Origin of the sequence: Amycolatopsis pithecellobii (assembly GCF_009707865.1) — a bacterium.
Lineage (GTDB): Bacteria > Actinomycetota > Actinomycetes > Mycobacteriales > Pseudonocardiaceae > Amycolatopsis_E > Amycolatopsis_E pithecellobii.
Map to the genome: position 1 here is coordinate 1 of NZ_WMBA01000101.1, position 22,414 is coordinate 22,414.

Sequence of the window (22,414 nt, forward strand, 5' to 3'; positions counted from 1 at the left end):
CACCTTCCCACCCACAGCCACCCTCTGACCCCACGGAGTTCGCGCGTCATGAGTCCGGGCGGCGAGTACGACCTTGAATGGCGACGTCGTCGAGTTCCGCCGCGACGAGTCGCGGCCGGTTGGTCTCCGCTTGACACATGGGTTTTGCCGGGCTGGGACGACGCGTTGCTGGACACCAACCGCTGCCCGGTCGCCAGCGGATCACGTTATCGGGTCGGGGTTGCGGGGGTGCCGGCCAGTCCGCCGGCTCCGGCAAGGATGTGGCCGTTAAGGAGTAGTACCCCTGTTGCCACGACGACGGTGTGACGAGGGCGATGGCGCAGCCGGTGATGCCGCAGAAGAGCAGGTGAGCATTCGTGACGTGGTGACGGTTTTGGAGAGTGAACCCCATCAGCTCCTAGGGATCTTTGGGAAGTTCGCCGCCGTTGCCGAGGTGGTCACGGCGCTCACCGCCGGGTTCGTCGACGAGCTGGGCGAGTTTTTCTTGCGCGCTCTGTGCGTGCTGGTCCGACGACGCGCGGAGCGCACGGGCCAGCCGGTTCACATCGTGGAGGACGGTGGTCGAGGCGACGCGTTGGAGTGCCCCGGCGCCATCCGTCGAGCCGGCCGCGCAACTCGACACCGCACCAAGCCCGCGATGAGGGTCCGTACCACGAATGTGAGCGGCCCAGTCTGCGAGCGGAGGAAGATTACTCGATCAAGGTAAGTCGGCTTGCACATGCACGGGTGCAGGCTGTCCTGAGTCAGACGCTCGGCGCCCCAGGTGGTCGGTATCGCCGGGTTTCGGTGTTAGTAAACCGGCCGGAGCGGTTGGCGGCTTCGTGCAGGAGGGCGGCAAGGTCCGTCCCGTTGATCCACCTGTGGCTGAGCATGTCGGCGGTCCATGCCAGCAGCTCGCGGTGGCTGGCGGGCAGGCGAACATCGTGCAGGGCGCCTTCGTCGGGACCGCATTCACTGTGCCCGAGGCCCCAGCATGAGCGTGGTGGGTGCTGCTCGAGATGGTCGAGGTAGTTCTCGAAGGTACGGCTCTTGTTCCTGTGCTCGAGGTAGGCGATGGCGGCATGGATGTCAACCCAGAGCCACGCGTCGGCGGCTTGGACCGGGAACCCGCAGACGCCGCAGCGCAGTTCCCCGAGATCACTGGCGGTGGAACCAACGGCTGCGGCGGTATGCGTTGACGGCGCGGCCGCCCGCGGGGTGTCGCCGTCGGTCTCGTCCCCGCTGCTCGGGGCGGGATCGGGCCAGTCGATGTCAGGCAGGCTGGTGGCGAAAGGGGGCGCGATTCAGCACGCGCAGGAACAGAGTGCGGGTCATGGCCGCGAGTTCGAGTCCTGTCTTGGGGCCGAACGGTTTGACCTCGTGGGCGGGGTTGAGGGCCTGCTGAGCGTAGGACTCGAACCGGTTGTCCGCGTGGGTGGTCATGTGCGCCTTGGGCGCATGGGGGTTGCGCTGCGCGGCCGCCGGCGGCGTCGCGTGCCGAACGCCAGGCCAGGTTGTAGAGCTGCGACAGCGGGCGGATGCGGGCGACCTCGTAGGCCGCCTCGACCAGCTTGTCCCAGTGATTCTCCGGGACCTGCGGCAGGTTGTGCTCCTCGAGCAGAACAGCGAGGTAGCGCAGCATTTCCTCGGCGAGCAGTTCAACGACCACGTCCTGCATCTGGTGCTGCCGGGCGGCGGTGAGCTGGGCCGGGTCGAGCCGCCAGTTCATCTCGTCGCGAACCGCGGCCGCTGCCGTGTCTAGACTGTGTCCAAACGGAGCGTAGTAGATGGCGCGCAGAGGGTAAGAGCGATCGGTGCGGGCAACGCGCTGGATGTGGTCCTCCGCGTTCACATCGGCTTCGTTGATCGCCGCCATCGCGTCGTCGAATGTCTCAGGCTCCCAGACGACACTGTTGATCGAGGTGTCCGGGTGGATGCGGATCAAGCCGGCTCGCGGTACCTCGGCGAGCACTGTGCCGGCTTGCGTTTCCCGTGGATAGAGCGGGTCGACCCAATCCTGCAACGGGCTGATCCGAGCTGGTTGCGGTGCGTAGCGCAACAGCGCCAGCGCAGCCAGCTCCGTGCGGACTGGCGCCTGCGGAACATCGGCATCCGGCAGTAGCTCGATCGCGTAGTCGTTGTGCAGCACCGCGATCTGCGCGTCCCGGCGCAGCTGCTGCAACCGTTGAACGTTCTGCTGAGCCGCGGCGCGGGCTCGACGCAGCTGCGCGTTCTGGAGCTGGTTCGAGCCCACCAGGCCCGCGACGTTGTCCTTCAACGACTGGTCGCACTCGACGCAGACCGGCTCCTCCCCCGCCAGCACCCGCTCCAATGCGGTGCGCGAAGTCAACGACAGCGCACCGCCACAGCCGCGGCAGGTCTGCCCGGGCAGCATCGCGCGCACCGACGCCGCGGCGACCACGAACGGCCTGCCCAGATCGGACTGCAAGGCGATGTCGCTGCTCCGCTCCGCCCAGCGGACCCGCCCGGTGTCCAGCTCGACACCCTCCAGATTCCAGTAGCGTCGGCCGATCTCGACCAGATCACTGTCCGCGCCGGTTGACAACTCGGAGTAGCGACGTCCAGCGCAACTTCATCCGCTACGTGGCAGATCTGCTGCATGAGGTGCTTCCCCGGAGTGCAGAGCGCGTGCCCATCGACGACCTCGCCTGCCTGCTGGTCCGCATAGCCGAGTCGTTCTCCTACATCGACATGATCACGGGCGAGCACGAACCGGACGCGACCAAGGTGGGCGTTGCGGTTCGGGCCATTCTGACCTGATCGACCGGTCGTGCGGCGCAAGGCTGGGACGCCGAACCCTTGCCGGGTGGCCCAGCCCGGCTCTCACCGGGTGTCCTGCCGCGGTGCGGCAGGACACCCGCATCATCAGTCGAACAGGACGACGCCGCGGATGTTGAGGCCAGCCCGGAGGTCGTCGTAGGCCTTGGTAATGTCGTCGAGCCGATAGGTCTTGGTGACCAGGTCGTCCAATTTGAGCTGCCCGTTGCGGTACATGTCGATCTGGCGCGGGATGTCGGCTCGGGGGTTGCAACCGCCGAAGAGTGAGCCCTGGATGCGCTTCTGCATCAGCGTGAGCTCGAAGAGGCTCACCGGGATGCCGATCTCATCCATCGGGGTGGTCCCGGTGACGACGACGACACCTCCCTTGCGGATCGCCGCGAAGGCGTCGGCGACGTCCTGCCCGCTGACCACGCCGGGGGTCACGATGGCGGAGTCGGCACCCTGACCGTTCGTCATCGAGCGGGCGTGCTCGGCCGCTTCGGCGATCGTCGTGAAGGCGTGCGTCGCTCCCATGGCCAGCGCGGTGTCGCGCTTGAGGGCCACCGGGTCGACCGCGATGGTCGCGGTGGCACCCGCGTGGGCCGCTCCTTGGACCGCGTTGATGCCGATACCGCCGACGCCCATGACGATCGTGATGTCTCCCGGCCTTACCCCGGCGGAGTTGATCGCGGAGCCCATCCCGGTGCCGACGGCGCAGCCGAGCAGGCACAGCTTGTCGAGCGGCAGGTCCTTGTCGACCTTGATCGCGGAGTCCACGGAGACGACGGTGCGTTCGGCGAAGGTGCCGACGGCACAGTTCTGTCCGACCCCGGTGCCGTCAGGCAGGGAGAACCGGAAGCTGCCTTCTGCGTCGAACCGCGAGCCGATGAGCAAGTACGCACCCAGGTCGCACAGGTTGGTCATCCCTTCGCTGCAGAAGCGGCAGCGGCCACAGCTCGGCATGAAGGAGAACACGACATGGTCGCCGACGTCCCAGCCCGGTGTGTTGGGCCCGACCTCTTCGACGACTCCGGCACCCTCGTGCCCCCCGATGAGGGGCAAGTGGCCCGGAGGCATGTCGCCGGTCTGGAAGTGGTCGTCGGAGTGGCAGAGTCCGGATGCGACCATCCTGACCTTCAGCTCGCCCTGACGAGGGTCGTCCAGCTCGACATCGACGACCTCGAACGTTCCGGGCGACTCGCGGATGATGGCGGCGCGTGTGTGCATTCTTCGTCTCTCCTGGTGGTGGTCGTGCTCGGGTCTGAGCGGACGTGGTGTTTGAGGCCCGTCGATGGGTAGGGGCTGGTGAGGCGAGGCCGACTTCCGCGGTGGCGGTCCCCGCGAGGTCAGGCGGCGGTCGCCTGGAGCTCGTCGGCCTTCGCTCGGGCGCGCGCTCGACCTGCTTCGGTGGCAGCAGCGATGTCCCGTGGCGGGACGTGGTTCGTACCGATCGACACCGTGCGCCGCTCTCTGTGTGCGGATGACCGGGCTGAGCGCTGACGTCGGTCTCGGTGTCGCTTAGCTGCGTGACCTCGAGGTGCCCGCTTGACGATCTGGGGTCATTGGTGCACAGTCTGTGTATTCTAAGCGAGCGCTTAGTCAATTGCAAGGCAGAGCATCCCTCGCTGGATGTCTGTCCCTCGCCTCGCACGTGTCCTACGGGGCGTTGCCCGGACTGACTCCCCGAGCCGACCAACCTTCGAAGGACCTCACATGACGACCAGTTCCCAGATCCGACTAGCCGCCTATCCGGTCGGCGAGCCCGGCGATGACGCGTACGAGAGCGTCACCGTGGAACTCCCCGAGCTCGAAGAGGGCCAGGTCCTGCTGCGCACGATCTACCTGTCCCTGGACCCCTACATGCGCAGCCGGATGAGCACTGCGAAGTCGTACGCCGCGCCGGTGGCGATCGGGGACGTGATGGTCGGCGCCACGGTGAGCGAGGTCGTCGAGTCGCGTGCTCCCGAGCGCGCCGTGGGGGATGTCGTCCTGGCTGACGCCGGGTGGCAGTCGTATGCCGTTGTCGACGGGAGGCGAACTCGTCGTATCGACCCTGCTGCTGCTCCTGTGTCCACGGCGCTCGGGGTGCTCGGGATGCCGGGCTTCACCGCGTACGCGGGGATGCGGGTGATCGGCCGGCCCAAGCCGGGGGAGACCGTGGTCGTCGCAGCTGCGACCGGTCCGGTCGGGTCCGCGGTCGGGCAGATCGCGAAGATCGACGGCGCGCGGGCCGTCGGCATCGCCGGAGGTGCGGAGAAGAGGCGCGTGCTCCTGGAGCAGCTGGGCTTCGATGCGGCCGTGGACCACCGGTCATCGACGTTCGTCGACGATCTTGCGGAAGCCACGCCCGATGGCATCGACGTGTACTTCGAGAACGTGGGTGGGCACGTCACCGAGGCGGTCCTCGACCGGCTCAACCGCTTCGCTCGGGTGCCGGTCTGCGGCTTGGCTGCCTGGTACAACGCAACCTCGGTGCCTGAGGGGCCTGACCGGTTCCCAGGATTCATGCGCAGGATCCTGACCAAGAGTCTCACGGTTCGGGGATTCATCCAGGATGAGTTCGCACCTACCCACCACGCTCCATTCTTCGAGGACATGCCGCGCTGGCTGCGGGAAGGCAAGATCCGCTACCAGGAGGATGTCGTGGAGGGGCTCGAGAATGCGCCTGCCGCACTCCGCGGGCTGCTGAATGGCGCGTTCACTGGCAAGCTCCTGATCCAGGTCGGCGATCTGCCACCTACCCTCGGCTGACGTGCGCGGGACTTCGACAGGGGCGGACCGGAGGCGCCACGAGGCGTTCCGGCCGCTCCGCCACGCATCAGCCGGGAGGCCGCGGGCGTGCGGGACGGACATGGCGATTCCCATTGACGCCTTCCACCGTGAGTGTTTACGCTCTAAGCAAGCGCTTAGTAATCGGAGGTTGTAATGGTGCCCGAAGCCTCGACCCCAACCATGACCCTTTCGATCTCGGAGTCCCGGGTGCGAATCGAGCAACTCTTGCTGGTGCTCAAGACCGCAGGGTTGATGGGCACCGTCGGCAACGAGGAAGTTCACAGCGAGGTCCAAGCGATCAAGATCGCCACTGCGGCGACCGTGCAGTGGATTCTCGATAAGGCTTTCCGGGCGCACGGCGCGGCTGGGCTTTCGCCGGATCATCCGTTGGCGCAGGAGCTCGCACGCGTGTGGCCCCGGCGCTTCGCCGATGGTCCCGGCGAAGCGCACGACAACTCGCTGGCGAAGAGCGAGCGTAGGCGTCAGAAGGTCACAGGGCGCCGAAGTCACACTAGGACTCCTCGCCTGGAGATGCGCTGAGATGTCGTTTAACCTCGCCATGATCCTGCGCGAGTCCGCCGCCTCGAACCCGGACCACGTGTTGGCATACGTGGACGGCGGCTCTTTGACCTACGCCCAGGTCGAGGAGATGTCGGGGCGGGTGAGCGCGTCGCTGCGCGCCCTTGGCCTGCAACCCGGTGACAAGGTCGCGGTGCAGTTGCCGAACGTGGCCGAGTTTCTCATCAGTTACTTCGCCATCCTCAAGGGTGGGCACGTCATGGTCCCGCTCAACCCGTCGCTGAAGAGTCGAGAGGTCGCTTACCAGTTGGCGGACAGCGATTCGAAAGTGCTCATCACCTCGAGCCAGTCGACCACAACGGCCTTGGTAGGGGCGAATCGGGCCAAGGGCGTGATGGCCTACGTAGTCGGACTGCTCGAACAGCCTGCAGGTGAGGGTGCACGTCCCTTCGAAGACTTGCTCGCCGCGCCAGACGACAGGTGGCTGTACGCGGCGTCGTCCGATGATACGGCCGTGATCGTTTACACCAGCGGGACGACCGGCAAACCCAAGGGCGCCGAACTCACGCACTTCCAGCTCTACATGAACTGCACAGTGGTGGGCTCGCTGTTGGAGGCAGGGCCCGAAGACACGTTCGTGGGTGTGCTCCCTCTGTTCCACGTGTTCGGTCTGTCCTGCATCCTCAACGTCACCGTGCGCTACGGCGCGTCGCTCGTACTCATGCCCCGGTTCGACGCTTTGAAGGTGGTCGACGTCATCGAGGACCATCGCGCCACCATCTTCATGGGCGTGCCGACGATGTACGTCGCTCTGCTCCACCTCGATGCGGCCGGCCGGGACGTCTCCTCGCTGCGCAAGGCCGTCTCGGGCGGCGCGTCCATGCCGGGAGAGGTGATCCACGCCTTCGAAGAGAAGTTCAAGGGCGTGGTGATCCTTGAGGGCTATGGTCTCTCCGAAACCGCTGCTTCCACCACATTCAACCTCGACGCCAAGCGGCGCAAGGTGCTCTCGATCGGCCAGCCGATCTGGGGCGTCGAGGTCCGCGTGGTCGCGCCCGACGGCACCGAGCTGCCGCCAGGGGCGGACAATATCGGGGAGCTCGTCGTCCGTGGACACAACGTGATGAAGGGCTACTACAAGCAGCTCGACGCAACCGCCGCTGCTCTACGAGATTGCTGGTTCCACACCGGCGATCTGGGCTACCGGGATCACGACGGCTACTTGTTCGTGGTCGATCGGCTGAAGGATCTCGTCATCCGGGGCGGTTACAACGTCTATCCGCGGGAGATCGAGGAAGTGCTGTACGGACATCCTCAGGTCGTGGAAGCAGCTGTCGTCGGTCGGCCTCATGACCGGTTGGGCGAGGAGGTCGTTGCCTTCGTCGCCCTACGACCCGGCGCTTCGGCGACAGAAGAAGAGTTGGTCGCCTACTGCGCCGAGCGACTTGCCTCGTACAAGTATCCGCGTGAGATCCATCTGGTCAACGGCCTCCCCAAGGGCCCGACAGGCAAGGTACTCAAGCGCGAGCTCCAGGCGGCGAGCGGCGAGCAGGGTGACCGGGCCTTGTCCGTCGGACCGTCCAGGACGTGAGAGGCCTACATCGTCGAAGTCTCGCGCCGCCTCTCCAGGTGTAGCGCCCAACTCACAGAGACGTCAGCTGCCGCACGTCAGCCGAGTTCAAGAAGGGGAAGTGACAAGTGCCGCTGAAGGCAGCCACCAGCTCGACACGATCTGCGACAGCGCTGTGTGACGCAGTCGATCGACCGACAGAATGGACAAGAATGATCAACGTGATCGCGGCCCTCAGCGTGCGTGAGGGGCAGACGGCCGCCTTCGAGAGCGCCGTTGCGAAGGCACGTCCCGAGATGCTCGCCGATCGGGGGTGTCTGCGCTACGACCTCCAACGATCCAGCGAGAGGGAGTCGGACTACGTCCTGCTCGAGGCCTACGACTCCAGCGAGGCGATCCGCCGGCATCGAGAGTTGCGGGCGTACCGAGAGTTCGGCGAAGTGGTCGGCAGTCTCCTGACCGCGGAGCCGGTCATCTGGGTGCTCGAGCCCGTCGGCGACCAGTGTGAGCCGATGTGAACGGCCCTGCCCACGTCACCGTGGTCGACGCGCCGTTCTTTCATGACGGGGACGGCAAGCACCTGCTCGGCGCCCCCAGAAAGGGAGGCGTCCGATGAGCCGGACCGTCTTCGACTGCGCCGACCCCGAGGTGGATCCTTATCGCTTGATGACCTCGCTGATCGTTCCGCGACCCATTGCGTGGATCTCGACGATCTCCGCGGATGGGGTGGGCAACCTTGCGCCGCACTCGTTCTTCAGCGTCGCGTGCGCCTCTCCCCCCATCGTGTGCTTCACGTCGGTCGGACGCAAGGACACACTGGCCAACATCATCGCTACGCAGGAGTTCGTGGTGAACGTCGCCAGCGAACCCATGCTGCACCTGATCAACAACAGTGCAGCCTCGTTCGAGCCGGTTGTCGATGAGGCCGAGGTCCTGGGCATCGAGATGGAACACAGCGAGACGACCAAGGTCCCCCGCGTTGCAGCCTCACCGGCCTCGCTGGAATGTGCCTTGCACTCCACGCAGGAACTCGGGGATTCCGTCCACGTGCTGGGTAGGGTCCTGCGGTTCTCCATAGACGCCGACGTGCTTGTGGCCGGGCGTCCCCAGATCGATCGTCTCCGGCCGCTGTCCCGCTTGGGCGGGAACGAGTGGGGCCTCGCCCCCGTCGTCGTGGCCCTCGAACGACCGATCGAGCCGCGCGACATCGCCCGGTAGCGTCGCCGCGCGACGGGTGACGCGCGCCGCTGGTCTTCGCAGCTAGGTGCGGGCCCCCACGATCCGCAGAGCGATAGCCGCATACTCGTCGCCGATCTCCTCAGGCGTCCAGCGGCCTCCGTCGCGGTACCAACGGGCGAGATCGACGCCCAGGGACAGCAGCGCCGCGGCGGCGATCCGTGCGTCGCGTACGTCGAATCGGCCGGTGTACATGCCCCACGCGACGACGTGCCGCATCTCATCATCGATGTCGTGTCGAATAGCGCGGATCTCCGCGAGGTGGTCCGGCGCGAGGGCCGCCAGCTCGTAGTTGACGACGCGGGCGCCGGTATGGCCTCGTGCATGGTGGGCTGCGAAGTCGTGGACCACTGCGCGAAGCGCCTCCACTGGGTCGTCGGCAGAAGCGATCGCCGCGCGTATCAACTTGAGGACGTGGTGGTGACCGTCCCTGGCGATGATGAAGAGCAACTCCTCCTTCGACTTGTGGTGGATGTACAGCGCCGCTGGGCTCATGCCGGAGGCGGAGGCGATGTCGCGTGTCGTCGTAGCGTGGAAACCCTTCTCAGCGAAAGTTGTGAGAGCGGCCTCGAGCAACCGTCGTCGCGTCTCTTCCGCTCGCGACAGAGGGATATGTTCAGTCATCAGAAATCATCGGCCCGAACGTAGGGTACGGACATGTGTTGGACATGGATGCGGCCCGGATCGATCTTGCCAGTCGCCGTTCTCCTGCCGTACCTCGGCGTCCGTCGGTGGAGTCCTTCACGTGTCGGCGCGGCTGCCATCTGTCCCCCAAGGTCCCGTTGGTGAGGCGCCTCGCTGGGGCGTCGTCGAGCGATCTCTTAGAGGATCGAAGAGCCATCCCCAAGGTGCCTGCTGCACCCCGAAAGGTATGACGGCCCACCTTGCTGACTGAGCGCTTAGTTTATGAGCGCCCTGTTTGTGCTGTCAAGAGGACGCCCCAGCGGTAGAGGTGGCCCGATTGGACCGACGCGATGCCGGTCAGGCCAGCTCATTCACAGGCGTCCGGAAGGACGCCGAAACCAGGGACCTACCTGAGGACTTGGCCACCGTCGACTGGCAACGCGACCCCAGTCACGTAACGGGACTCGTCCGAGGCGAGAAACAGAACGGCGTTCGAGACGTCGACTGGGTCGACCCACGGGATGGGCAGCACCATCAGAGGTGCGACTCGTTCTTCAAAGTCGTCTCGCGAGACGCGCTCCAGGTCAGAGGCGAAGACTTCGTAGGTTCCCGCGTTGTGGATGAGGGGCGTGTCCACCGCGCCCGGGTTGACCGCGTTGACTCGTATGCTGCTGGGGCCTAGTTCGAGTGCCATGGTCTTCATCAGACCCAGGACTCCATGCTTGCTAGCCGCGTAGTGCCCCATGTTTTCTGCGGGTTTCAGGCCTGCGGACGAACTGGTGATGACGATTGAGCCCCCTTCGCCTTGCTCCAAGAGCGTCGGGACGGCCGCACGGCAGGTGTTCCACACGCCGGTCAGGTTGACGTCGATGGTCTGCTGCCACTCAACCGCCGAAAGCTCATGCGATCTCGCGTAGGACACCACGCCTGCGTTCGCACAAACGATGTCCAGTCGGCCAAGCTCTGCCACACCCCTCTCGAGCGCGTCGACCAGCTGACCGTAGTCCCTGACGTCGGCAACAGCGGAACTGATTCGCCGGCCGAGCTTCTTGACCAGTTCGGCGGTTTCCTCCAGGTCCTCGCCGGTGGCAGGTGGTGCGAAGTTCGACGAGACCGCACCGCAAATGTCCACCGCAATGATGTCCGCCCCTTCCTCCGCCAGCCGTACGGCGTGACTCCGCCCTTGGCCTCGCGCGGCACCAGTAACAAACGCCACCTTGTTGTCCAAGCGTCCCATCAGGGTTCCTATCGAGAGTTGGTTGCGGAGTGACCGTGCGTAAGAACCCCACTGGGGCCGTTTTCGAGAGCGGTATTACTTGGGCCCGTAAATCTCCAGGACCGTCCCGTCCGGGTCTCGGAAACAAACGCACGCGTGACCGGCAAGCGGCCCCTCGCTGACGTCGAATTCGACGATCGGCGTCAAGAACTCGACACCCCGCTCGAGAAGCGCGTCGTGCGATGCCTGGACGCTGTCCGTGGCGAGGCACAGACGAGCTAGCCCGACGTGCAATACGCTCGGATGTACCGATCCAAACGTGGGTGGGTTCACCGACTCGATCAGGTCGAGGAACGTCTGTTCGGGCCCTTCGCCCCAGCCAAGAAGGGCAAAACGAATCTTCACTTCGTCCGCGCCCACGCCCAAGTCCTCGAGGCCGAATGAGATGCCGCGAAGGTTCTCACCTTCGGCTTCGAACGGACCATCGATCAATGACGCGCCCAGCACCTCCGTGTACCACTTCACCGAGCGGTCCATGTCGCGAACGACGATGTTCGTGTGGAAAATCCGCGTGATTCCTGGTTTGGACATTTTGTATCCCTCTCTCTAAAGCGGTACTTGTGGTATGCCTCGGACTCTGTCGGCCGATCTCTTGGAACGTTTGACAGGTGCTACTTCTTGAGCCGGTAGCCCGCGTCGATCGGCAGAGCAACTCCCGTGATGTAGCGGGACGCATCCGAGGCGAGGAACAGCACGGCTTCGCTGATGTCGGACGGCTCGACCCACGGAATCGGCATGAGATGCATACGGACGTACTCGGAGTCCGAGCTCATGGCATCCGCCCTGGTTGGCGCATCGACATGGGGCATGAACAGCTTGCGCACCTTTTCGTTGTCGAGCATCGGGGTGTCGACGTTGGTAGGAATGACCGCGTTGACGCGGATGAACTCTGGACCGAACTCCAGCGCGAACGATGCCATCAACGAGTTCACGCCCGCCTTCGCGGCGCTGTAGTGCGCGAGGTGCGGCGGTGGTATGAACGCGGCGCCTGAGCCGGCGAGAATGACGGAACCCCCGCGCCCACCAGCCTGCAGGTGAGGCACTGTTGCCTTCACCGTTCGCCAGACGCCGGTGAGGTTGATGTCGATCATCTCCTGGAATGTCGCCTCATCGAGATCATGAGTGCCGCCGATCGAGCAGATTCCTGCATTGGCGACGACAATGTCCAGCCTCCCGAGATTCGCGACTCCCTCATCCACGACCGCGCGAAGCTGATCCAGGTCTCTGACATCGGCCTTGCGAAGAATGGCGCACCGACCCAATTTCTCGATGAGCCGAGCCGTCTCATCCAGGTCGCTCTCGGTCGCAAGTGAGTAGTGCGGCGATGCGGCATCCTCGCAGATATCCAGACCCACGATGTCGGCACCCGCCTCGGCGAGTTTGAGAGCGTGACTGCGGCCCTGTCCTCGTGCAACACCGGTGATGAACGCGACTCTGCCGTCCAAAGATCCCATTAGCTTGATAGCCCTTCTACTTGGTTATGCGATTCGATGCCGGCTGCCCCAGCGGTCGGTGCCGGAGGGGGTAGTCGGCGGTTGGGGCACCCCCTGAACATCGAGCCGAAGGCCAGGTATCGCAAGGTGGTGGCCAGCACAAGCGCGCCGGCCTGCACGAAGTACTGGACCGAGCTCGGTGCGCCTAGGGAACTGCTCAGCTGATCGAGTTGGGTTAGGAACAGAGCGGCCGCTGCTGTGGCGATAAGGCTGCCTCGCCCCCCAGAGAGGGGGGTTCCGCCGATCACGACCGCGGCGATGGTCAATAGGAGAAATGGGTTGCCCAGGTCGGATGTCGCTGTGCCGGTGTAGCCCGCCAGTAGGACCCCGGCAAATCCTGCGCAGATCGAGGAGACGACATAGGCTCCGACTTGGTAGCGCGTGACCTGTATGCCGGCAGCCCGGGCAGCCGATGGGCTCGCTCCGACCAGGATGAACCTTCGCCCGGCGACGCTCTTGCTCAGCGCTAGAGCTAGCAACACGACGAGCGCGATCGCGATGATGACGATCGCCGGAACGCCTGCCGGTTTGGCTCGAGTAAACTCGGTCATCGTGGCGGAAATCGAGACCGCCGAGCCGTTGACGTATGTGAAAGCGCCACCGACCAGCAGGGCGTTGACGGCCAAGGTGGTGATGATCGGTGTCACCGAGAACTTTGTGACGATCAATCCGTTGAGAGCGCCGATGCACGCCGCCAGGACGACGGCCGCACCTGCGGCGATCAGCAGGGAGTGGTCAATCTCCATTTTGGCCATCGCCAAGGCACACATCGCCATCGTGCCCGGTATTGAGAGATCCAATCCCCGCTGCTGAATGACGGCTGTCTGGCCCACCGACGCCACCGTCAGCACACCGGCAAAGGGCAGCAACGAAGCGAGAGTGTCTGGCCGCAGTGTTCCGGGAGCAACCACGACGCTGACAGCGAACACAGCGATCAGCCCGAACCAGATCCAGCCGAACTCTCCGACACGCAGCCTTGCTTGTGCTCGGCCCTGGCCGGCGTCAGGCTTACCGGCCGAGACCGGAAAAAACGGGTCCTCTCGAGGAGCGGCCTTCATCGCGGCAACGCCAACTGACGGCTCTTGCTGTATGCAGCAGCTCCGACGATCATCATTCCGCCGAGCAGGTATGAGCTCCACGCCTCACTGAGATTGAGGAAGCTGGTAACGGCGTCGATCTGCCCGATCAGGAGAGCGGCCAGAAACGCTCCAACGAACGATGCTCGGCCGCCGAAAACGCTTGCGCCGCCGATCACAACGGCCGCGATGCTGCCGATGGTGTACGAGATGCCCGATGCCGGATCACCCGAACCGACCTGAGCCAGAAGCGGAATGGCCGCCAGCGCTGCGAAGAGCGAACATCCGATATAGGCGAAGAAGTGCACGCGGTGAGGCACGACACCCGCAACGCGGGCGGCCTCCGGTTTGGAGCCCAGACCGCGGAGCGCGATGCCGAAGTGTGACCGAAACAGCACCAACTCCAGGCCAAGCGCAAGGACGACAGCGATGATGAAAATTACCGGAACGGCGCCGTATTGCGTGCTGATCGGGTCAGTGATTGCCGTCGTGATGACCCCTCCAGGGACCGGCCTGAGGGTCAACGACAGACCTTGCAAGGCGGTGTAGGTCACGAGAGTCGCGATCATTGGCTGCAGTTTCACCAGGTCGATCAAAACCCAGTTAACGACACCGACGCAGATAGCCACGCCGAACAGGAGGAACCACCCGAAAGCTTGGGTGAGGCCGGTCGCATTGTCGACCAAGAAGTACGACTCGATGACTACGAGACCGCCCATTAGCGGGCCGACCGATAAGTCGATGCCTCCGATGGTCAGCGCCAACTGCTGCCCACACGCCGCCAAGGCGAGCGTGGCTGTGAGGGACAGGATGACGCTGATGCTGTGGCCGCTCAAATAGTTGTTATTCGCAAGACTCGCCCAAATTCCGAGAGCCAAGACTGCGGTCGCCACGCTGATGGGTGGCGCCCAGGACCCGGCCAACCATCTGACAAGCCGCGATGCTCGTTGGGGCCTCACACGTTCGGCCGTGGAAGTAAGGACAGCGCGAGTGATGTCCCGCTCGGACACGTCCGCGCCGGCCAGTTCGGCCACCGTGGTTCCCCTGGAGAAGATGATCACTCGATCACAAAGTCCCGCGAGTTGGGCGGCATCAGCCGAGACCACCAGCACAGCGGTGCCGCTGGCCGCCGATGACCGGATCAGTTCATAGATCTCCAGGCGAGCACCGACGTCGACGCCCTGCGACGGCTCATCAGCCAGTAGGACTCGCGGCTCGGTTGCAAGGACGCTCGCGAGCACGACCTTCTGTTGATTTCCTCCGGATAGGGAACTGATCGGCGTCTGCATCGTCGGAGTCTTGATACGAAACGACGAGATGGCTCTCCGCGCCGCATCATCCTCGTCTGACCTGCGAAGGAAACCCAGGGAGGCATAGGACGCAAGCGAGCGCATGTTCAGGTTCTCGCGCACACTCAGGCTGCCCGCTATCCCCTCGTGGTGGCGGTCAGCCGGCACGTATGCGACGCCCGCATCACGCGCGCTGGTCGCCGAACGGATCGAGATCGCTGTGGAGCCGATCTTGACGGTGCCACGGCCGCGATTCAACCCAGCCAAGGCACGCATGAATTCACGCTGACCATTGCCCTCGATGCCGGCGAGCCCGACGACCTCTCCTTGCCGGATGGTCATCGAGATGTCACTGAATCCGTTTCCCCGAAGGTTCGTAACCTCCAAGACTGTTGGTCCAGATTCAGAGTGTGCCGGCTTGTCTGGGAAGGCACTGGCGACCGAGCGACCGACGATGAGGTTGACGATCTTGGACTCGTCCAGATCCTCTGTCGCGTGTGTACCCTGCACCCGCCCATCGCGCAGGATGGTGACTCGGTCGGCAATCTGACGCACCTCATGGACGCGGTGAGAGATGTACACCACCGCACACCCCGCTGCCGTCAGGTCGCGGATGCGAGCAAACAGACGTTGCACGTCCTCGGTCGAGAGGTGCTCGGTCGGCTCGTCGAGGACAAGCACGTCCGGGCTCTGTGCGAGCGCCTTGCTGATCTCGACGATGAACTTCTCCTCAGGCACCAACGAGTCGACGCGTGTGCTCGGGTCGATCGAGATGTCTTTGTCCCAGGACTTCAGGCACTGCCGAGCCCAGGTCGTCATGGCTTGACTGCTGGGCCTATGGGACTTTTGAACACCGAGGTAGAGGTTCTCCCCGACTGTCAGATCAGGCATGAGGGCGGGCTCCTGCCTGACGATCGCCAACCCCCGTCGCCGCGCCTCCTCCGGGTTGGCGTCCACCAGGCGCTCTCCAGTTATCGAGACACTCCCGGAATCCGGGGCGAGTGCGCCGGATGCGATCGCCATCAGAGTCGACTTGCCGGCTCCGTTCTCCCCGACCAGCCCGAGCACCTCTCCGGCGCGGACCTCGAGGCTGACACCCTTAAGTGCACGGACACCGGCGAAGCTCTTGCTGACATCGTCAATACACAAGCTGGCTGCGGTCGGCAGGTGCTTGGGAGGAGTCACGAGTTCTTTCTCGCTCATCAAGCCGCCTTTCATTCGGAGGTTCACCCTGGTGGGGTTTGGTCATTTGAAGAGCGTGGCCAGTTCTGCGGTGCTGAGTCCCGCGGAGAGGTCTGCGTCGGGCGGGAGGTTGGGATCGCAGGGGGGCTCGTGTCCGGCGGGAGTGTCATTGAACAAAGGTGCCGCGAACTTCTGGTCCGCGCTGTACTTGTTGCCGGTGGCTGCAGCCACTCCCTGACGCAGGGCGATCTCGGCCATTGACGTGGCGCCGTCGATGCTGAAAACCGGGACATTGATCGACTTGTCGGCGAGCTTGTGCCACTCACAGCCGAACTGGTTGTCAGTCGATTCCGTCGCGATCGCGGGGATGGGTTTGCCGGCAAGCTGAAACGCAGCCATCGCGCCTCTTGCGGTCACTCCGTAGTCAGTGACCACCGCATCAATGCTCGGATACTTCGCGATCAGACCGGCCATCGCTTGCTGTGCGCCGGCTGCCGTCCAGTTCGTGGTCACCGGGGTGTCGGTCACCAGCTTGAGGTCTGGGAAGCCCGTCAACGCGTCCTTGACACCATCGAAGCTGTCCTTGGACGACGCAGCCCCGGGGATGCCGCCGAGGTAGACAACGTTGCCCTTCTTGACGTTCTCACCGAGTTTGGTGCCCAGTGCTTTGCCTGCAGCGTGACCATCGAGGATGGTCTGTGCCGTGAAGTCGGTGCCGGGCTTGCCGCCGATCGCCGAGTTGTAGACGACGACGGTGACACCGGCCTTTTTCGCGCTGCGAATCGCCGGTAGCTCAGCGGCACCGAAATCAGGCTGCACCAACAGCACGTTCACGCCTTGGGCCACTTGGCTGTTGATCTGGCTGATCGCTTTCTGCTGGTCCCCACCACCACTGGTGTACAGGATGTCCGCGTCGACCGAATTGCATTGCTTGGCTGTCTTCGTGAACTGGTACCGCAACGTCTCCACCCAGGAATTCGTGCCTTCACCCACAGCCAGACCGACCTTGACCTTCTTGTCACCACACCAACTGCTGAGCGACTGATTCGGAATCGGCTGCCCCTTGGCGATGTCAAAGCTCACCACCGAATCAGTCCCCGACGCCCCGCCACCAGAGGAGTCAGAGGAGTCAGTACTGGAACACGCGGCGAGCAGCGCGGCAGCTCCAAGCAACGAGAAAGCAGAGGCACAAGTCTTCATGCGCATTTTTGACGCACCTTTCGATTGGAACGACCAACCAGGTCGGATCGTGAGCCCACACGTGTGGAGCGTCGAGGCAGGGATGGTGATGTGAAGGCGTGGCTGCGGGCCCGGGAGCGCGGATCCGACCCGGGCATCAGGCCGGGAGGCCGCCGACAAACCCCCGGATGTCGCGGATCGTGGACCGGTACAGATCGGGGAGAGCTTGGCGGAAGATCGAGTCCGCGGCGTGGACAACGCCCAAGTTGACCCGACCCACGACCGCAACGCCCGCGGCCGCCAAGCGGCGCGCGTAGGCGATCCCTTCGTCCCGGAGCGGGTCCAGCTCGTTGACGCTGATCACGTGGGGCGGCAGGCCGGTGAGGTCTTCCACGGTGGCGAAGTACGGCCACGCGAGAGGGTCCTCCCTATGCGCGTCGGTCGGATCGTAAGCAGCCACGAACAGGTCCATGTCCGCGCAGTCGAGGAAGTAGCCGTCGGTCTCCACAAGCGAAGGCAGTTCCGCGAGCTTCCGGTTTCGGGTCCAGCCGTAGCCGCCACTGATGTAGGGCACCATGGCGTAGGCACCCGAGATATTGCCGAGGGTGTCGTCCCGTTTCGCCTTGAGCACGACCGCCAGGACCAGGTTCCCGCCGCCGGACTCGCCTTGGAGGACGATCTTGTCGCTGATCCCTAGCTCACTGCGGTGCTCGGCCACCCACGCGACAGCGTGCGCACAGTCGTTCAGACCCTGAGGGAACGGGGCGAGCTGGCCTGAACCGGCACTCCTGAAGTCGACGGCGACGACCACGAGCCCGGATGCGGCGAGATCCCGGCACCAGCGCTCGTGGACCTTGTTGACCGTGTTGAGGAGGACCATCCCGCCGCCGTGCAGGTACACCAGCGCGGGAAGGGCTTCCGCGGCGCCTGCGGGGCGGAAGATGTGCAGCGTGATCTCGTTGCCATCCGGTCCGTCGATCGCGCGGGTGGTGTGCTCGGTCTCCGTCGCGTCGTCATTCGACAGCTCATTGGGCAAGGCTTCGTACAAAGCCTCGAAGCCGGTGTGTGAGGCAACGATCATGTCCGCGAAGGCGGCGGACGTGGTGTCGCGAGCGACGCCGGACGACACAGCCGGCCCGTCCATGCCGACCGCCGCCAGAGCGGCCAGCAGCCGCGGATCCGTGCGTGGATCTGTTGCCGGCGACATCTGCGGGTCGCCGATACGTCCCTGTCCACCCAGCTCGGAATGCAGCGACATGAGGGGATACCTCCGTTGGTATCTAAGCGCTTGCTTAAGTTGTTGTCAGCGTGCACGACGTCATTCGGCGTGTCAACGGTCGCAGGGCATTGATAACGACTGAAGTCGATGGCACTGACGACTACAGGGGCATGTGACGCACAACAGTGGATCTCTCATCCTGGTCTTGACGCTCGGGTGGATCTGCATCAGAGTATCGCTAAGCAAGCGCTCAGTTAGGAGTCAGCGATGCCCGAAGCAGTCATCGTCAGCGCGACCCGTTCGCCGATCGGGCGTGCCGGCAAGGGTTCGCTCAAGGAGGTACGACCGGACGACCTCGCAGTGCAGATGGTGCGGGCGGCATTGGAGAAGGTGCCCGCCCTGGACCCGCGGGAGATCACTGACCTGATCCTCGGCTGCGGCCAGCCGGCTGGAGAGTCGGGCAACAACCTCGGCCGCGCGGTGGCGGTGTTGTCGGGGATGGACCACCTCCCCGGCGTGACGGTGAACCGGTACTGCTCGAGCAGCCTGCAGACCACCCGGATGGCCTTCCACGCGATCAAAGCCGGCGAGGGGGACTCGTTCGTCTCCGCCGGCGCGGAGACAGTCAGCCGCTTCTTCCACGGCATGGCCGACAACGCCGAGGGCCAGAACCCACTCCTCTCCGCGTCGCTGGCCCGCACGGAGAAGCGGGCCGCTGGCGGAGCGGAGAGCTGGATCGACCCGCGTGAGTCGGGCGACCTGCCGGACCTCTACATCGCGATGGGCCAGACGGCCGAGAACGTCGCCCAGGTGCTGGGCATGTCCCGCTTGGAGCAGGACGAGTTCGGCGTGCGGAGCCAGAACCTCGCGGTCCAGCGGATCGAGGAGGGATTCTGGGCCCGCGAAATCACTCCAGTCACGTTGCCCGACGGGACCGTAGTCTCCGCCGACGACGGCCCGAGGCCCGGCACCACGCTGGAGGGTGTTAGCAGCCTCAAGCCGGTCTTCCGCCCCGATGGCACCGTGACGGCCGGCAACTCCTGCCCGCTCAACGATGGCGCCGCCGCGGTGGTGGTAATGAGCGACACCCGGGCCAAGGAGCTCGGCCTGACTCCGCTGGCCCGGATCGTGTCCACCGCGGTCACTGCGCTGTCCCCAGAGATCATGGGCCTCGGTCCGGTGGAGGCGATCCCGGCCGCGCTGCAGCACGCGGGCATGTCGCTCGACGACATCGACCTGTTTGAGATCAACGAGGCATTCGCGGTGCAGTCGCTCGGCTCGGCCCAGCAGCTCGGCATCCCGCTCGACAAGCTGAACGTCAACGGCGGCGCCATCGCGGTCGGGCACCCGTTCGGGATGACGGGCGCCCGGATCACCGCGACTCTGATCAACTCGCTGCAGTGGCACGACAAGCAGTTCGGCGTCGAGTCGATGTGCGTCGGCGGCGGTCAGGGCATGGCGATGGTGCTGGAGCGGCTCTCGTGACCCGCCTGGCAGGGAAGACCGCGATCGTCACCGGCGCCAGTCGCGGGATCGGGCTGGGAATCGCCGAGCGGTTGGTCTCCGAGGGCGCCCGGGTGGTGATCACCGCACGCAAGAAGGAGGCGCTCGACGGGGCGGTCGAGCGGCTCGGCGGCCCTCGGCACGCACTCGGCATCGCGGGGCGGGCGCACGATTCCGAGCACCAGGACGGCGTGGTCCGGCAGGCGATCGGGAGCTTCGGCAGCATCGACCTGCTGGTCAACAACACCGGCATCAACCCGACGTACGGGCCGATGGTCGACCTCGACCTCGACGCGGCGCGCAAGACCGTCGAGGTCAACTGCTTGGCCGCGTTGTCGTGGGTGCAGAAGGTGCACACGGCCTGGATGAAGGAGCACGGGGGCGCGATCGTCAACGTGTCCGCGGTCGCCGGCGTGCGGCCGGTCCGCGACATCGGCTTCTACGGCGCCACGAAGGCGATGCTGAACTCGATCACCGAGCTGCTCGCACTCGAGCTCGGTCCGGACATCCGGGTCAACGGCGTGGCGCCGGCGGTGGTGAAGACCAAGTTCGCCACCGCCCTCTACGAGGGCCGCGAGACGGAGGTCTCCGCGGGCTACCCGCTCGGGCGGCTGGGCGTGCCCGAGGACATCGCCGGCGTGGTCGCCTTCCTGCTCTCCCAGGACGCCGGCTGGATGACCGGGCAGACGCTCATCGTCGATGGCGGGGCAACCTTGACCTCGGTCGCGGTCTGAGGTGAGGGCGTGGCGCGTGACCCGGCTCGGCGAGCCGACGGATGCGATGCGGCTGGCTCCGTGATGAAGCTTCTCTTCGCCCGCACGGCACGAGCAGCGGCGCTGGCAGTCGGTGCCTGGCCAGAGACCGATTACTACACGCCGCGTTGGCACCGTGTGGCTACGGGACGACCTCGCGGCGCAGGTGGCGTTGGTCCTGGAGCGGCTCCACGCTGGTCGCCCTCGTCGACGCTGCGGGCCCTGGGACCTCATGGAAACCGCGGCCTCGGCGGGCACACAGACCGCGGTTTCCGCCCTGGCGCGGGCGATGCTGCCCGTCGCGATCGAGAGATTCACGGACGATGAAGTCGGGACAACAATGCCGCCGGTCGCTTCGACGACGTCATGCCCATGAGCCCAGGTCTCCATGATGCGCGCCGTGGCCACCAAAGCAACGCTCACGGGCAGCCCGAACCATGGGATTGGCGAGTGAGCGCACTCCGGGCCCGAACGTAGAGGTGCCCCGCGGATCACCGCGGGGCACATCGATACTTCGCGTCAGCCGCGACGAGCGCCGTCGGCTGCTCGATCACGAGCGAAGCCGACGAGCGAACGCGATGCCCTCGTCCCGCAGCGGATCGAGCTCGTTGACGGAGATAACGAAACGGCGGCAGTCCACGCAGCTCTTCGATGGACGCGTGGTACGGCCACGCGATCTGGCGAGCCTGCGGTCACGGTCCCACCCGTAGCCGCCACTGATGTACGGGACGCTCGCGCCACCCGGCTCGCCCTGGACGATCACCGTCGAGAGGCCGAGCGCTTCGCGCTGCTCGTGCACCCAGGTGACACCCGTGAGGCAGTCCTCGACGCCGGCCAGGAAGGTGCTCGTCGCCGAGATAGGCGTTGCAGGCGCCCCGGACGATCCGTCGCAACCTGGAGTCGAGCCCACTCTAGGGCTAGCTGTTCTGGCTCGGGAGGTTGTGAACGGTGGGACACGTGATCGGATGATCTTGGTCTGAGGGAGGGCCTCCGGGTTTGGTGTGGATTGCGACGTCGACACCAGCCCACGGAGGCCCTCATGTCTTACCGTAATGCCCCGCTGACTCCGACCGGCAGACTCCGGTTGGCTCGTTGTGTCGTGGACGATGGTTGGCCCCTGCGGCGGGCCGCTGAGCGGTTCCAGGTGTCGGTCTCGACCGCGAAACGCTGGGCCGACCGTTATCGCCAGGACGGTGAAGGGGGATGAGTGACCGGTCCTCACGGCCACATGCCAGCCCGCACCGCACACCGGCCCGCACCGAACGCCGGATCATCAAGGTCCGCGTGATGCGGCGGTGGGGACCGGCTCGGATCGCGTTGTTCCTGCACCTGGTGCCCTCCACGGTGCACCGGGTGCTGACCCGCTACCGCCTGGCCCGGCTGGCCCATCTCGACCGCGCCACCGGCCAGCCGGTGCGCCGCTACGAACGCGCCACCCCGGGCGAGCTGGTGCACGTGGACATCAAGAAACTGGGCAACATCCCCGACGGCGGCGGCCACCGCGTGCTCGACCGCGCCCAAGGCCGGCGTAACGCCCGGGCCACCACCACCGAACGCCGCAACAACCGGGCACCAATCGGCTACGGCTACCTGCACAACGCCGTGGACGATCATTCCCGACTGGCCTACACCGAAATCCTGCCCGATGAGAAGAAGGAAACGGCAGTCGAATTCTGGCAACGCGCTCAAACCTTCTTCGCCACCAACGGAATCACCGTCCAACGGATCCTGACCGACAACGGGGCCTGCTACCGCTCACAGCTCTGGCGCGACACCCTCACCGACGCCGGCATCACCCACAAACGCACCCGCCCCTACCGGCCACAAACCAACGGGAAAGTGGAACGGTTCAACCGCACCCTGCTCGACGAATGGGCCTACGCCAAGCCCTACCAATCCGAAACCGAACGACGCCAAGCACTACCGCACTGGCTCCACACCTACAACCACCACCGCGGCCACAC

General features: G+C 65.2%; 23 protein-coding genes and 1 pseudogene. 12 read left to right on the plus strand and 12 right to left on the minus strand.

What is annotated here, in order from left to right; translation table 11 throughout:
- Positions 1–397: 397 nt before the first annotated feature.
- Positions 398–622 (minus strand): hypothetical protein, encoded by a 225-nt coding sequence (locus tag GKO32_RS36150; RefSeq protein WP_154761416.1) that lies wholly within the window; start codon positions 620–622, stop codon positions 398–400.
- 629 nt (positions 623–1,251) lie between these two features.
- Positions 1,252–1,422, minus strand: coding sequence for a hypothetical protein (locus GKO32_RS36155; protein ID WP_154761417.1), 171 nt, complete (start codon positions 1,420–1,422; stop codon positions 1,252–1,254).
- Between the two features lie 136 nt (positions 1,423–1,558).
- On the opposite strand from GKO32_RS36155, the gene GKO32_RS36160 reads away from it, so the two are divergent.
- From GKO32_RS36160 to GKO32_RS40350, 4 genes are all read left to right on the plus strand, one after another.
- A complete protein-coding gene (locus GKO32_RS36160; RefSeq protein ID WP_154761418.1) occupies positions 1,559–1,741 on the plus strand; it encodes a hypothetical protein in 183 nt (60 codons plus the stop codon).
- 168 nt (positions 1,742–1,909) lie between these two features.
- Positions 1,910–2,101: a hypothetical protein gene (locus GKO32_RS36165; RefSeq protein ID WP_154761419.1), complete on the plus strand. Its 192-nt coding sequence runs from the start codon at positions 1,910–1,912 to the stop codon at positions 2,099–2,101.
- An 18-nt stretch (positions 2,102–2,119) separates the two neighbouring features.
- Positions 2,120–2,542 carry a hypothetical protein gene (locus tag GKO32_RS40345; RefSeq protein WP_154761420.1) on the plus strand — a complete coding sequence of 141 codons (423 nt, stop codon included), beginning with the start codon at positions 2,120–2,122 and terminating at the stop codon, positions 2,540–2,542.
- Positions 2,539–2,760: a QsdR family transcriptional regulator gene (locus tag GKO32_RS40350; RefSeq protein ID WP_312869192.1), complete on the plus strand. Its 222-nt coding sequence runs from the start codon at positions 2,539–2,541 to the stop codon at positions 2,758–2,760. The genes GKO32_RS40345 and GKO32_RS40350 overlap by 4 nt, the downstream gene beginning before the upstream one ends.
- Before the next feature lie 105 nt (positions 2,761–2,865).
- Here the strand turns inward: GKO32_RS40350 and GKO32_RS36175 are convergent, their stop codons facing one another.
- A complete protein-coding gene (locus tag GKO32_RS36175; RefSeq protein ID WP_154761421.1) occupies positions 2,866–3,987 on the minus strand; it encodes an NDMA-dependent alcohol dehydrogenase in 1,122 nt (373 codons plus the stop codon).
- Positions 3,988–4,473: 486 nt separating this feature from the next.
- On the opposite strand from GKO32_RS36175, the gene curA reads away from it, so the two are divergent.
- The 5 genes from curA (at position 4,474) to GKO32_RS36200 (ending at position 8,839) form a co-directional block, all read left to right on the plus strand.
- The gene (curA, locus tag GKO32_RS36180; RefSeq protein WP_154761422.1) at positions 4,474–5,511 is read left to right on the plus strand and encodes an NADPH-dependent curcumin/dihydrocurcumin reductase; all 1,038 of its coding nucleotides are present in this window, start codon (positions 4,474–4,476) and stop codon (positions 5,509–5,511) included.
- Between the two features lie 177 nt (positions 5,512–5,688).
- Positions 5,689–6,072 carry an acyl-CoA dehydrogenase family protein gene (locus tag GKO32_RS36185; protein WP_376766037.1) on the plus strand — a complete coding sequence of 128 codons (384 nt, stop codon included), beginning with the start codon at positions 5,689–5,691 and terminating at the stop codon, positions 6,070–6,072.
- A 1-nt stretch (position 6,073) separates the two neighbouring features.
- Complete coding sequence (locus tag GKO32_RS36190) at positions 6,074–7,642, plus strand: long-chain-fatty-acid--CoA ligase (protein ID WP_154761435.1); 1,569 nt, start codon at positions 6,074–6,076, stop codon at positions 7,640–7,642.
- A gap of 191 nt (positions 7,643–7,833) precedes the next feature.
- A complete protein-coding gene (locus tag GKO32_RS36195; RefSeq protein ID WP_154761424.1) occupies positions 7,834–8,139 on the plus strand; it encodes a putative quinol monooxygenase in 306 nt (101 codons plus the stop codon).
- A 94-nt stretch (positions 8,140–8,233) separates the two neighbouring features.
- The gene (locus tag GKO32_RS36200) at positions 8,234–8,839 is read left to right on the plus strand and encodes a flavin reductase family protein (protein ID WP_154761425.1); all 606 of its coding nucleotides are present in this window, start codon (positions 8,234–8,236) and stop codon (positions 8,837–8,839) included.
- A 42-nt stretch (positions 8,840–8,881) separates the two neighbouring features.
- Here GKO32_RS36200 and GKO32_RS36205 read toward each other — a convergent pair whose 3' ends face one another.
- The 8 genes from GKO32_RS36205 to GKO32_RS36240 form a co-directional block, all read right to left on the minus strand.
- Entirely contained in the window at positions 8,882–9,481 is a 600-nt protein-coding gene (locus GKO32_RS36205; protein WP_154761426.1) for a TetR/AcrR family transcriptional regulator, read from the minus strand.
- A gap of 406 nt (positions 9,482–9,887) precedes the next feature.
- Positions 9,888–10,718: a mycofactocin-coupled SDR family oxidoreductase gene (locus tag GKO32_RS36210; protein ID WP_208024655.1), complete on the minus strand. Its 831-nt coding sequence runs from the start codon at positions 10,716–10,718 to the stop codon at positions 9,888–9,890.
- Positions 10,719–10,793: 75 nt separating this feature from the next.
- Positions 10,794–11,288 carry a VOC family protein gene (locus tag GKO32_RS36215; RefSeq protein ID WP_154761428.1) on the minus strand — a complete coding sequence of 165 codons (495 nt, stop codon included), beginning with the start codon at positions 11,286–11,288 and terminating at the stop codon, positions 10,794–10,796.
- An 80-nt stretch (positions 11,289–11,368) separates the two neighbouring features.
- A complete protein-coding gene (locus GKO32_RS36220) occupies positions 11,369–12,211 on the minus strand; it encodes a mycofactocin-coupled SDR family oxidoreductase (protein WP_154761429.1) in 843 nt (280 codons plus the stop codon).
- Positions 12,211–13,308 carry an ABC transporter permease gene (locus GKO32_RS36225; RefSeq protein ID WP_208024656.1) on the minus strand — a complete coding sequence of 366 codons (1,098 nt, stop codon included), beginning with the start codon at positions 13,306–13,308 and terminating at the stop codon, positions 12,211–12,213. Before GKO32_RS36225 ends, GKO32_RS36220 begins: the two co-directional genes overlap by 1 nt.
- Entirely contained in the window at positions 13,305–15,818 is a 2,514-nt protein-coding gene (locus GKO32_RS36230; RefSeq protein WP_154761430.1) for an ATP-binding cassette domain-containing protein, read from the minus strand. Before GKO32_RS36230 ends, GKO32_RS36225 begins: the two co-directional genes overlap by 4 nt.
- Before the next feature lie 42 nt (positions 15,819–15,860).
- Positions 15,861–17,003 (minus strand): substrate-binding domain-containing protein, encoded by a 1,143-nt coding sequence (locus GKO32_RS36235; RefSeq protein ID WP_154761431.1) that lies wholly within the window; start codon positions 17,001–17,003, stop codon positions 15,861–15,863.
- A gap of 130 nt (positions 17,004–17,133) precedes the next feature.
- Positions 17,134–18,234 carry an alpha/beta hydrolase gene (locus tag GKO32_RS36240; protein ID WP_154761432.1) on the minus strand — a complete coding sequence of 367 codons (1,101 nt, stop codon included), beginning with the start codon at positions 18,232–18,234 and terminating at the stop codon, positions 17,134–17,136.
- Positions 18,235–18,462: 228 nt separating this feature from the next.
- Here GKO32_RS36240 and GKO32_RS36245 point away from each other — a divergent pair, with 228 nt between their 5' ends.
- Together GKO32_RS36245 and GKO32_RS36250 are read left to right on the plus strand one after the other, a co-directional pair.
- Positions 18,463–19,680 carry an acetyl-CoA C-acetyltransferase gene (locus GKO32_RS36245; RefSeq protein WP_154761433.1) on the plus strand — a complete coding sequence of 406 codons (1,218 nt, stop codon included), beginning with the start codon at positions 18,463–18,465 and terminating at the stop codon, positions 19,678–19,680.
- On the plus strand, positions 19,677–20,432 hold the full coding sequence (locus tag GKO32_RS36250) for an SDR family oxidoreductase (protein WP_312869193.1): 756 nt from the start codon (positions 19,677–19,679) through the stop codon (positions 20,430–20,432). Before GKO32_RS36245 ends, GKO32_RS36250 begins: the two co-directional genes overlap by 4 nt.
- A 568-nt stretch (positions 20,433–21,000) precedes the next feature.
- Here GKO32_RS36250 and GKO32_RS36255 read toward each other — a convergent pair.
- A complete protein-coding gene (locus GKO32_RS36255; protein ID WP_154761434.1) occupies positions 21,001–21,249 on the minus strand; it encodes a hypothetical protein in 249 nt (82 codons plus the stop codon).
- Between the two features lie 240 nt (positions 21,250–21,489).
- Between GKO32_RS36255 and GKO32_RS36260 the strand changes: the two are divergent.
- Positions 21,490–22,414 (plus strand): annotated as a pseudogene (locus GKO32_RS36260) (IS481 family transposase); the annotation flags it as partial.